Raw genomic sequence first — 11,496 nt, 5'->3', positions numbered from 1 at the left:
TTTTATGTTTTTAATAGACAAACTTTTTGGAAATAGCAATAAAAAAATTATTAAAGAGTTGGAATTAATAGTTTCTGAAATTAATGGATTAGAAGAAGCATACGAAAAATTTTCTGACAGCGCTTTAAAAGAAAAAACAGCTGAATTTAAAAAAGAGATCAAACAAGCAAAAAACAAAGAAGAAGAAAATGAAATTTTAAACAAAATTTTGCCAAACGCTTTTGCTCTGGTCAGAGAAGCCGCTAAAAGAACATTAGGACAAAGGCATTTTGACTGCCAGCTGATGGGCGGGATTGTTCTCCATCGCGGAGAAATAGCAGAAATGAAAACAGGAGAAGGAAAAACATTAACAGCCACTTTGCCAATTTATCTTAACGCTTTAACAGGTAGAAGCGCGCACGCTATTACAGTTAATGATTATCTTTCGCAAAGAGACGCGACTTGGATGGGGCAAATTTATAATCTACTTGGGCTTTCTGTCGGATGTATTATCCATGAAAAAGCTTTTTTATACAAAGAAACCAAAGACGAAGAAGATGAGAAAAAAGACACAGGCGTGGAAATCGCTGATGATTATTTGCAAGAAGTTGACAGAAAAACAGCCTACCAATCGGACATTATCTATGGCACTAATAATGAATATGGTTTTGACTATTTGCGTGATAATATGGCGCAAAGTTTAGATAAAATGTCGCAGAGAGAATTAAACTACGCGATTGTTGATGAAATTGACAGCATCTTAATCGACGAAGCCAGAACGCCTTTAATAATTTCAGCTCCAGCGCAAGAATCAACAGAAAAATATTATAAATTTTCTAATTTAGTAAAACGATTGCAAGAAGACGAGGATTATAACATTGATGAAAAAATGCATGCCGCGACTTTAACGGAACAAGGAATCAACAAAATGGAAAAATGGCTTGGCGTTGATAATATTTACACATCTGGCGGAATCAGGGATGTGCATCATATTGAGCAAGCGTTAAAGGCAATGACATTATTCAAATTAGACAAAGATTATGTTGTTAAGGACGGAGAGGTAATTATAGTTGATGAATTTACAGGGCGTTTAATGTTTGGCAGGAGATATTCAGAAGGACTGCATCAGGCCATTGAAGCAAAGGAAAATTTAAAAATTCAGCAAGAAAGTATAACTTTAGCAACAGTCACTTTTCAAAATTATTTTCGCTTATACAATAAATTAAGCGGAATGACTGGTACAGCATTGACTGAAGCTGAAGAGTTCAGTAAAATTTATAAATTAGAAGTAGTTGAAATTCCAACAAATAAGACATTGATTAGAATCGATAAGTCAGACAGAATATATAAAAACGAACAAGGAAAATTTAAAGCCGTAATAGAAGAAATAAAAAAATGTAATGAAAAAGGCCAGCCAGTTTTGGTTGGTACGATTTCAATTGAAAAGAACGAACAGTTAGGGCAAATGTTAAATAAAGAAGGAGTTAGATGCGAGCTGTTAAACGCAAAAAATCACGAAAGAGAGGCAAAAATTATCGCTGACGCTGGAAAAGTCGGAGCTGTTACAGTCGCGACTAATATGGCTGGAAGAGGAGTTGATATTATTCTTGGCGGAGCAAAAGACAACTTTAACAGCGAAAAAGAATGGAAAACAGCGCACGATAAAGTTATTAAAGCCGGCGGTTTGCATATTATCGGCACTGAACGGCACGAATCCCGCCGTATTGATAATCAATTAAGAGGACGTTCAGGCAGGCAGGGCGATGCCGGCTCAACCCAATTTTTTGTTTCAATGGAAGACGATTTAATGAGAATTTTCGGCGGAGAAAGGATGAAAGGAATAATGGAAAAACTGAATTTTCCAGAAGATATGCCTATTGAAAATAGAATGATATCGCGTTCAATTGAGCAGGCGCAAAAAAAAGTTGAAGGAAATAATTTTGATATTAGAAAGCATTTGGTTGAATATGATGATGTAATCAACAAGCACAGGGAAGTGATTTACAAAAAAAGAAAAACAGCGTTGGCTCTATATGAACAAGATGAAAAAGTTAGAGATGAGATGGAAGTTGAAAAAAAATATAATTCTTTATATGAATTTATTTTTGATATGATAGAAAACGAAATTGATCAAGTTGTGATGTTTCATACTGCTGCTGAAAATACAAGCGATTGGAATTTAAAAGAAATTTATCAAGTGGCAAACACGATTTTTCCTTTTCCAAAAGAAAAAAGAATTGGTTTGGATAAAATTCCCGTTAAAGAAAAAAATGGAAACCATAAAATTGAGCTAAGAAGCAAAATAATAGATTATTTAACAAATTTGGCAAAACAGGATTATGAAACAATGAAACAAAAAATTAAAGAAGCTGATTTGAATTTTAAAAATATTGAAAAAGAAGTAATATTGCGGGCGATTGACAATTTATGGATTGAACATCTTGACGCGATTGACCATCTTCGATCTGGAATAGGTTTGCGCGGTTATGGACAGAGAGATCCTTTAGTTGAATATAAAAAAGAAGCTTATAAAATGTTTACTGAATTGGTAAATCTAATTCAAAGACAAGTTGTCTACAGTATTTATAAAGTCGGTTTGGTTCAAAATTTCGCGCCAGCTGTAATGAATACCGACAATACATGGATGAATGCTCCTCAAAAAACAGGAAATAACGATAGTTTTAACAGTAGCGTTATGGCAAAAGAAACAGATAATAGAAATGCAAAAGACATGGTTCCAGAAAAAACAATTAATAAAGACGGCGCAAAAGTCGGACGAAATGATCCATGCCCATGCGGAAGCGGAAAGAAGTTTAAAAAATGTTGCGGGAAATAAATTTGACTTTATTCACAATTTTAATATACTTAAATTAGACTAAATATTAGACTAATTGTTAGACCAATTTTAGACTGATTATATGAATAAAAAAACTATAAAAAATCCATTCTCTCAGGATTTTTTGAAAAAATTTGCGCTGGTTCCCGAACTGCTGCCGTTTAAAGATGAAGAAGTTGTTAAATTGGATAAAGAATTATCAGAGTATGAACATCTATTTATGAATCCAGAAGTTGAGAGAAATCTAATTAGTAAAAATGAATTATTGGCTTCTTTTGCTATCTCTAAAGCTGAGGAGTCTTCATTAACCTTAAAAGAAGCCCAAGATGTGTATAATTTTGTATTGCAAAATAATGAATACGATTTTATCAGAAAGAAAATTAAAAACAAAAAAAAGCTAACTCAAAAAGATTATGAAAAATTAGAATTTTTTAATATTGCTAAAACATTCAGAAAATTAAATCAGGAGCCATTTAAGATAGAAAAATTATCGCCTAATTTTATTAAAAATATTCATTCACAGTTGACGCAAGGGCTGGATGTATTTCATAAATATTTGCCTAGTTTCACTGTTTACAAATCAGGAAAATGGCGGGACAATGACACAATCAGAGTCTGGGGTTACAAACCTCCGTCTTATGAAAAGATACCTGCCGGCGTTAAAGAACTTATAGCTTGGATCAAAGACAATAATTCAATTAACGGCGTTGCAATATTTCATACAGCGCTTTACGCGCTTCATCCTTTTCACAATGGTAATAAAAGAGTTTGCCGAATTTTAGAACATATTTTGTTCCGTGGCTTAGGACTTAATTCTAAAAACCTTTATAGCACATCATATTATTATCACAAACAAAAAGATAGATATTATAAATATTTGCTTTATTCAATAGAAAGAAAAAATCTAAATCATTTTACTTCTTTTGTTTTAGAGGCTGTTGTTTTATCAATTATTTCGGTGCTTAAGACAAGTTTAGAAATTAAAAGAAGCGAATTTTTAGAAAAAAAGATTGAAGACGCAAGAATTAAATTAGTTCTTAAGCCATTAATCAGGCGGCGTGAATTGCAATTTAAAACTTTATTTAAAATTTCTAAAAAGAAAATCGCAAGACAAACATTTGTTTCTTATTTGCAAAGAGCTGTTGAAAATAAAACGCTTAAAAAACGCAAGGCAGGACGGGCTGTTTATTATAGATTAAATTTGCAAACGCCTGAAGACAAAGTTTTTAAAAAATGGATTGATTTTACACAGCAAAGATTATCATATTTACCGTATGATATTAAATTATCTTAAAAAATAATAATTTATTTTTATGCGTAATAATAATGTTATTTTTGAAAATAATTTTATTTATAAATGAAAATAAAAGATTTTCAAAAATTAATTAAAACAGATAAATATCAGGTTTTTTTGTTTGTATTCCCTTGTAATATTCCTTTTTCCTTTGCCGCGTATCCTTGGTTTGTGTGCGTTAAAAAAGGAAAAATTTCACGATGGGATGTTTTATTTAGAAAAAGTAAATATAAATTAAGCTGGGGGCATTTATATTTAAATTATTTTCCGTGTTTTAGCGGAATAGAAATTATTCCATTTTATAAACGATATTGTTGGAAAGCAAAGATGATAGGATATATAGAGGGAGATGAAAAATCTGTCGCAAAAAGAATGTTAGATTTTATAGAAAATTCCAAAGAGAATCATCCCTTTTGTGACAAATATTTTCCCACAGGTCCAAATAGTAATACTTATGTTCAAAATATACTTAATCATTTTCCAAAATTTAAATTCAAATTGCCATGGAACGCTTTTGGAAAAGAGTATAATATGAAAATTAATAATTAATCTATGACCAACATCAGAAATTTTTGCATTATCGCGCATATTGATCACGGTAAGTCCACATTGGCTGACCGTTTTTTGGAATTGACGGGAACAGTTGAAAAACGAAAAATGAAAGAACAGCTTTTAGACCAGATGGATTTGGAAAGAGAAAGGGGAATTACTATTAAACTTCAGCCAGTTAGAATGGAATATAATCTTGAAAATCCCCCAACCCCCTTTATCAAAGGGGGAAATAATTTTATTCTGAACTTGATTGATACGCCTGGGCATGTTGATTTTAGTTATGAAGTTTCGCGGTCTTTGGCGGCCGTGGAAAGCGCGATTTTATTGGTTGACGCGACACAAGGAATACAGGCGCAAACTTTGGCAAATCTTTATCTGGCGATTGAACAAAATCTGGAAATAATTCCTGTATTAAACAAAATTGATCTTCCAGCCGCCAATGTTAAAAAAGTTAAAAAAGAAATTACAAATTTAATCGGATGCGATGAAAAAGAAATTTTATTAGTGTCAGCCAAAACAGGCGAAGGAGTAAAAGAAGTTTTAGAAAAAGTGATTGAAAAAACGCCGTCACCTAAAAAAGAAAAAAACGGTTTGCAAGCTTTGATTTTTGATTCTGTTTATGACGAGTATAAAGGTGTAATAGCTTATGTCAGAATTGTTGACGGGAATATAAAAGCTGGCGATAAAATAATTACTTCAAAAACTATGACAGATGGCGAAGTTTTGGAAGTTGGATATTTCAAACCGCATTTAGTAAAAGCAAATAAATTATCAGCTGGAGAAATAGGATATATTATAGCCGGATTTAAAAGCGTTTCTGATTGTAGGGTCGGTGACACAATAATTGCTAATTCAAACATTCCCGCTCTGCCTGGATATAAAGAAGTTAAACCAATGGTTTTTTCAGGCATTTTTTGCAAAGAAGGAAGCGACTACGCGAGATTAAGAGAAGCAATGGACAGGCTGAAATTAAATGACGCCGCGCTTTTTTATGAGCCAGAACATTCGCCGGCGCTCGGCTATGGATTTCGTTGCGGATTTTTGGGAATGTTACATCTGGATATTGTGCAAGAACGTTTAAAAAGAGAATATAATTTAGATTTAATTATAACAGTGCCATCAGTAAAATACAGGGTAAAAAAGAAAGATGGGGTTGTTGTTGAAATCCGCAATCCGCAGGAATTGCCAAGACAGGAAAGCATTGAATATGTTGAAGAGCCGATTATGAATTTAGATATTGTCACGCCAAAAGATTATATAGGGGCGATTATGGGCTTGGTTCAGGAACGGCATGGAATTTATAAAAATACGGAATATTTGGATGAAACGCGAGCCGTGCTTCATTACGAGGTTCCTTTGACTTCTTTATTGGTTGATTTTTATGACAAACTAAAAAGTATGTCGTCAGGATATGCTTCGTTAAATTATGAATTTTTAGAATTTAGAAAAACAGAAGTCGTGAAATTGGATATTTTAATCGCGGAAGATATGGAAGAGTCGCTATCATCAATTGTTTATAAAGACGAAGCGTTCAAAGTTGGGAAACAGATTGTTAATTCTTTAAAAAATTCAATTCCAAAACAAATGTTTGTGATAAAAATTCAGGCTGTTATTGGCGGAAAAATTATCGCGGCTGAAAGGCTGTCTGCTATGCGAAAAGATGTGACTGCTAATCTTTATGGAGGAGATGTGACCAGAAAAAGAAAACTTTTAGAAAAACAGAAAAAAGGAAAAAAGAAAATGATGGCAATGGGCAAAGGTAAAGTTGATATTCCAACAGAAGCGTTTATTTCAGTTTTAAAAAGATAAGATTATCCGTGTTTTTTTATTTGTCATTCTGGAAAATTTTTAAGCGATAGCCCCGATATTCATCGTGATAAACTCCAAAATTTATCCAGAATTTGCGTAATTAAAACAATAATTTGTGAATAATTATATAGATTCTGAATTAAATTCAGAATGACAGAATATTTTATGTCTGATTTAGAAAAAATTAAAAAAGAATTAAAAAAATTTTCTTGCCCCGTTCACGCTATAAAACTTGCCAAATATTTTAAAACAGGCAAAGATGAATATGGCGAGGGGGATATTTTTATTGGAGTTAGAATGGGAGATATTAGAAAAATAGCTTGCAAATTTAAAAATTTAAGTTATTCTGAATTAAAACAATTAACAAACAATAAAATTCACGATTATAGATGGCTTGGATTTGTTATCCTTGTTAATAGATTTAGTAAGATAAAATTCGAGATTGAAAGAGAAAAAATATTTAATTTTTATCTGAAAAATTTAAAATATGTTAATAATTGGGATCTGGTTGATATTTCCGCTCCAAAAATTGTCGGAGAATTTTTATTAGATAAAAATAAAAATATTTTATACAAACTCACGAAATCTGGAAATTTATGGGAAAGAAGAATTGCGGTTATAGCGACTTTTGCTTTTATAAAAAATAATGACTTCAAAGATACTTTAAAAATTTCTAAAATTTTATTAAATGATGAACATGATTTAGTTCATAAAGCTGTTGGTTGGATGTTAAGGGAAGTTGGAAAACGAAATCAAAAAGTTGAAGAAGAATTTTTAAACAAGTATTATAAAAAAATGCCGAGGGTGATGTTAAGATATTCTATTGAAAAATTCAGCAATCAAAAAAGAAAATTCTATTTAAAAAAATAAAAATTTGCTCTTTAAAATTTTAAAAATATACTTCGGCTATAATCTAAAATGACATTATATTAAGGAGAAAAATATGAGTGGAAATAATGGCAATAACAGGCGATACGTGGATATTAATAAACAAACATTCAATAAATATAGAAGTGAGATCGGAAAGATAGAACGTATTTCCGTTGAAGATGAAAGAAAAATAAACACAGAGATGAGAACAGCGTTTAATAGGCTAATAGAAATAATAATAAAATCAGAAAAAAATGAATTTAGAAGGATAAAAACTTATCTTGAAAAAAATAGATTAAAAGATAGGGAGAAAAAAAATATTTGTTATTGCGGAATTGTTCCAAGACAAAAAACTGTCAAGGTTATAGAAAACAAGCTGAACCAAATATTTGAAAATAATCAAGATGAAGAAGCTGTTTCTGTATGCGTTAATTGCCAAGAATATATCGCTCAAATTAAAAAAGCAGTAAATGTAATGGTAGCGAGTAATCTTCGCTTGGTAAATTCTATCGCATGGGAAACCAAAGCTAAATATTATATTTCTGGTTCTCTTGATATTATTGACTTGATTCAGATAGGCAATATAGGCTTGATAAAAGCAATATATCCATTTTATTATAAGCTTGGCAGGTTATCAACTTATGTTGATTGGGAAATAAAACAAACTATGCAGCGAGAAATCAGAGCAGGCAATGTGATAGAATTGCCATACAAAATGTGGGAACTTCAGAGAAGATGCAGAATAGCCCTTTTATGGGCAGAAAAAGAAGGTAAAAAAATAAAAACAATGGAAGAGGCTGCTTTATCGTTAGGATTATCAAAAGAAAAAGCAGAAATGATACAAGATATACCTCTTCCGCCAAAATCTTTGAAATATAAAATTGGAGATGAAAAAAAAGACGAACTAGAAAGCATTGTTGCTGATTTATCTATTGTTCCTTTTGAAACAATTATCGCAGACAATGAAATAACTCAAAAAATTCGCATGTTGATCAGCGATAATATTTTATCATTAAGGGAGGAAAAAATAATTCGTTTAAGGTTTGGAATAAACGAAGAAAGCGAGAACACAATGGAAGAAATTGGCGAAAGATTTAGTATATCAAGAGAACGTATTCGCCAAATAGAAGTAAAAGCAATAATAAAATTAAGAAAAGCCGCGAAAAAACAAGGGATGCGGAAATTATTATAAAATAAACACGGTCTGTTCAGATTTTTCTGAACAGACCGCTTTTTTATATAAATTTAAAATTCATTTTTTTATTTTGTTTATAATTTATAACAGCCTTTTTCGCAAAATATTCGCTACAAATTAAAAATCGTTTTCATCACAAAATTATCCTTGAACAAAAAGCTGTCTAAATTTTTTAAGCGTTTTTATGTCTTCAATAACTCCGTGTTCTTCTGTTTCACAAACCATATCTATATTATTTTCAACAGCGAATTTCACGATTTTTTTAAAAGCTTTTAACCCGATTTTTCCTTTTCCAATATGCTCGTGGCGATCTTTTCGCGAACCGCATTCAACTTTGCTGTCATTAGCGTGAATAAATTTAATTAATTTTAAATTTATTTCTTTGCTAATTTTTTTTAATGTTTTATCAAAATTTTTCCAGTCATATCCAGAAGCAAAACTGTGCTGGGTATCAAGACAAACTCCCGCGATAGCCAATTTGTCAACGCCTTTTATAATTTTTGCCAGTTCTGAAAAACTGCTGCCAATAATTTTTCCTGAACCAGCTGTGTTTTCTAAAAGAAGTTTTGTAGAACCTTTATATCCATTAATGGATATAGAAAGCATTTTGATTGTTTTTTTAATGCCTTTTTCTCTGCCGACATCTTTAGATGACCCTAAATGTGTTATTACATATTTAGCTCCTAACAAGCTTGCCATTTCTAATTCCTCACGTACTGTTTTTGCCGAGCTATAGCAAATGTGGTTATTAGCGGAAGCAAAATTAATATAATATGGTGCGTGAATATAAACTTCGCGAATTTTGAATTTTGAATTTTGAATTTTGAATTGATGGATAATTTGTTTTGTTATTTTTTTTGCTTTTCCTCCGCGAGGGGAACGGCTAAAAATTTGCATTGTTTCGCATCCTAAATTAGCCGCTTTTTCAGGCGTTTTTTCAATTCCTTTGGCGATTGAAATATGGCAACCAATATTCATACAAATTACTTTGAATTACAAAATGCATTATCTTTTTAGCTTTTACTTTTGTCTGTCATTCCCGTTCCGATATTCATCGGGAGGAATTCAGTGTTTATCGCGTAGAATCTGAATTCTCGCTGGAGTTTATCCCGTGCTCAGATACGTGGCGGGAATGACAAAAGAAAGTTTTGTAATTTAAAGAAATCAAAATTTATTTTTTATTTTTATAATCCATAATTGCCTTTTGCAGGGCGTCTGTTGCCAATTTACTGCAATGCATTTTTTCCAATGGAAGCCCGTCCAGTTCTTTTGCTACATCTTTTAAATTAATTTTTATTGCCTGTTCTAACGTTTTTCCTTTTGCTAAATTAGTAACCATAGAAGAAACCGCAATCGCGGCTCCGCAGCCAAGTGTTTCAAAACTAACATCTTTGATTATTTCTTTCCCGTTTTTATTTTTGCTTACTTTGATATAAAAACGCATTATGTCTCCGCAAACAGGATTGCCAACCATAGAAACTGAATCAGGATTTTTTATTTTGCCCTGATTCCGCGGATTAGAAAAATGCTCTAAAACTTTTTTTGAATATTTCATATTATTTAAATTCATCTAATAAATTGCCTGAAATGTTACGCAGTTTTTTTACTGTTTTTTTTAATGCGTTAATTGTGGTATCAATTTTCTTTTTTGTAGTATGTCTTCCTAAAGTGAAACGCAAAGATCCGTGTGTCTGTTCCTGTTTTAATCCTATTGCCAAAAGAACATGAGACGGTTTTAAATCCTTTACAGAACAAGCCGAAGCTGTTGAAACGGCAATACCCTCTTTATCTAATGACAAAAGCATTGCCTCCCCTTCCACGTTGTCAATTCTAAAATGAGCATTATTCGGCGATCTTTTTACTAACGATCCATTAAGATATGATCCTGAAATTTCTTTTAATACTTTTTTAATAAGATAATCTCTTAATTTTAACATTTTTTTATTTTCTTTTTTTTTATTTTGACTGGCAATAATCTCAATTGCTTTGCCAAGACCTACAATTCCTGGAATATTATGTGTTCCAGCGCGCATTTTGTTTTCATGCCCGCCACCGTCCTGAATAGATTTGATAGGCGTTGATTTTTTAACATAAAGCGCGCCAACTCCTTTTGGACCATAAATTTTATGGCCTGAAAAAGAAAGCAAATCAATGTTTAATTTTTTAACATTCATATCAAAAAAATTTATGCCTTGTGTCGCGTCTGTATGAAATAAAATTTTGTTTTTTCTTTTTGAATTTTTTTGCTTAATTATTTTTCCAATCTCTTTTATTGGCTGAACTGTTCCAATCTCATTGTTAACATACATAATGGAAATTAAAATCGTATTTTTTTTAATCGCTTTTTTCAAACTGTCCAATTTTACAATTCCGTCTTTATTAATCGGCAAATAAGTAATATTTGCTCTGTCTTGTTTTTCTAATGTTTTACAGGAATTAAGAACGCAATTATGTTCAAATTGCGTTGTGATGATGTGCGGTTTTTTTTTATTTTTTAAAAAATAAAATTTAGACACTCCTTTAATAGCTAAATTATTGCTTTCTGTGGCACCTGATGTAAAAATAATTTCTTTTGAAAAACAATTAAAAAATTTTGCTATCTGCGAACGAGCTTTATCAACCGCGAGCATAGCTTCCTGCCCAAAATAATGAATTGACATAGCATTGCCGAATCTTTCTTTAAAATATGGCAGCATTGCTTTTAAAACTTTTTTGTCAACAGGAGTTGTCGCGGCGTAATCTAAATAAATTTTTTTCTTTTTCATATTTTTCATTTTGCCCTGCTTAATCATAGCAGAGATTATTTAAGATTAGCATAATTTATTTATGATTTTATTGTTTTAAGAAAATTTTTAGACAAAAAATTTTTTGATTTATAAACATCCTGGGGGGCCAACAAAACCACCTGGATCCAATATACCAACGCCTGGACCAATTTCATAATTGTCATTACAAAAACCG

At 31.5% G+C, this 11,496-nt stretch carries 9 protein-coding genes; 6 read left to right on the top strand and 3 right to left on the bottom strand.

The annotated features are described in order from the left end of the window. Nucleotides 1–4: 4 nt before the first annotated feature. The 6 genes from secA to U9O55_00145 all read left to right on the top strand — a co-directional run bounded on the left by secA (nt 5) and on the right by U9O55_00145 (nt 8,532). Nucleotides 5–2,815, top strand: a complete 2,811-nt coding sequence (secA, locus tag U9O55_00170) for a preprotein translocase subunit SecA (protein MEA2088248.1) — start codon at nt 5–7, stop codon at nt 2,813–2,815. Between the two features lie 82 nt (nt 2,816–2,897). After that, nucleotides 2,898–4,109 (top strand): Fic family protein, encoded by a 1,212-nt coding sequence (locus U9O55_00165; protein ID MEA2088247.1) that lies wholly within the window; start codon nt 2,898–2,900, stop codon nt 4,107–4,109. A 63-nt stretch (nt 4,110–4,172) separates the two neighbouring features. Then, nucleotides 4,173–4,658, top strand: coding sequence for a DUF3750 domain-containing protein (locus tag U9O55_00160; protein MEA2088246.1), 486 nt, complete (start codon nt 4,173–4,175; stop codon nt 4,656–4,658). 3 nt (nt 4,659–4,661) lie between these two features. Beyond that, nucleotides 4,662–6,470, top strand: a complete 1,809-nt coding sequence (gene lepA, locus U9O55_00155; GenBank protein ID MEA2088245.1) for a translation elongation factor 4 — start codon at nt 4,662–4,664, stop codon at nt 6,468–6,470. Between the two features lie 165 nt (nt 6,471–6,635). Then, the gene (locus U9O55_00150) at nt 6,636–7,340 is read left to right on the top strand and encodes a DNA alkylation repair protein (GenBank protein MEA2088244.1); all 705 of its coding nucleotides are present in this window, start codon (nt 6,636–6,638) and stop codon (nt 7,338–7,340) included. A gap of 73 nt (nt 7,341–7,413) precedes the next feature. Continuing rightward, complete coding sequence (locus tag U9O55_00145; protein MEA2088243.1) at nt 7,414–8,532, top strand: sigma-70 family RNA polymerase sigma factor; 1,119 nt, start codon at nt 7,414–7,416, stop codon at nt 8,530–8,532. A gap of 144 nt (nt 8,533–8,676) precedes the next feature. Here U9O55_00145 and U9O55_00140 read toward each other — a convergent pair whose 3' ends face one another. From U9O55_00140 to U9O55_00130, 3 genes are all read right to left on the bottom strand, one after another. Continuing rightward, entirely contained in the window at nt 8,677–9,513 is an 837-nt protein-coding gene (locus U9O55_00140; GenBank protein MEA2088242.1) for a deoxyribonuclease IV, read from the bottom strand. Nucleotides 9,514–9,706: 193 nt separating this feature from the next. Beyond that, complete coding sequence (locus tag U9O55_00135; protein ID MEA2088241.1) at nt 9,707–10,090, bottom strand: iron-sulfur cluster assembly scaffold protein; 384 nt, start codon at nt 10,088–10,090, stop codon at nt 9,707–9,709. A 1-nt stretch (nt 10,091) separates the two neighbouring features. Further along, nucleotides 10,092–11,300, bottom strand: a complete 1,209-nt coding sequence (locus U9O55_00130; protein ID MEA2088240.1) for a cysteine desulfurase family protein — start codon at nt 11,298–11,300, stop codon at nt 10,092–10,094. Between the last annotated feature and the right edge of the window lie 196 nt (nt 11,301–11,496).

The organism is Patescibacteria group bacterium (assembly GCA_034660655.1).
In the GTDB taxonomy this organism is placed as follows: domain Bacteria; phylum Patescibacteriota; class Patescibacteriia; order JAACEG01; family JAACEG01; genus JAACEG01.
The sequence above is the reverse complement of the archived record's forward strand: the minus strand, read 5'-3'. Positions and strand labels throughout refer to the sequence as shown.

What these genes read in the sequence shown, in the direction of transcription:
- U9O55_00130 (MEA2088240.1), bottom strand. Translation starts at nt 11,300, where the DNA reads ATGAAAAAGAAAAAAATTTATTTAGATTACGCCGCGACAACTCCTGTT.
- U9O55_00145 (MEA2088243.1), top strand. Translation starts at nt 7,414, where the DNA reads ATGAGTGGAAATAATGGCAATAACAGGCGATACGTGGATATTAATAAA.
- U9O55_00135 (MEA2088241.1), bottom strand. Translation starts at nt 10,090, where the DNA reads ATGAAATATTCAAAAAAAGTTTTAGAGCATTTTTCTAATCCGCGGAAT.
- U9O55_00165 (MEA2088247.1), top strand. Translation starts at nt 2,898, where the DNA reads ATGAATAAAAAAACTATAAAAAATCCATTCTCTCAGGATTTTTTGAAA.
- U9O55_00160 (MEA2088246.1), top strand. Translation starts at nt 4,173, where the DNA reads ATGAAAATAAAAGATTTTCAAAAATTAATTAAAACAGATAAATATCAG.
- lepA (MEA2088245.1), top strand. Translation starts at nt 4,662, where the DNA reads ATGACCAACATCAGAAATTTTTGCATTATCGCGCATATTGATCACGGT.
- secA (MEA2088248.1), top strand. Translation starts at nt 5, where the DNA reads ATGTTTTTAATAGACAAACTTTTTGGAAATAGCAATAAAAAAATTATT.
- U9O55_00150 (MEA2088244.1), top strand. Translation starts at nt 6,636, where the DNA reads ATGTCTGATTTAGAAAAAATTAAAAAAGAATTAAAAAAATTTTCTTGC.
- U9O55_00140 (MEA2088242.1), bottom strand. Translation starts at nt 9,513, where the DNA reads ATGAATATTGGTTGCCATATTTCAATCGCCAAAGGAATTGAAAAAACG.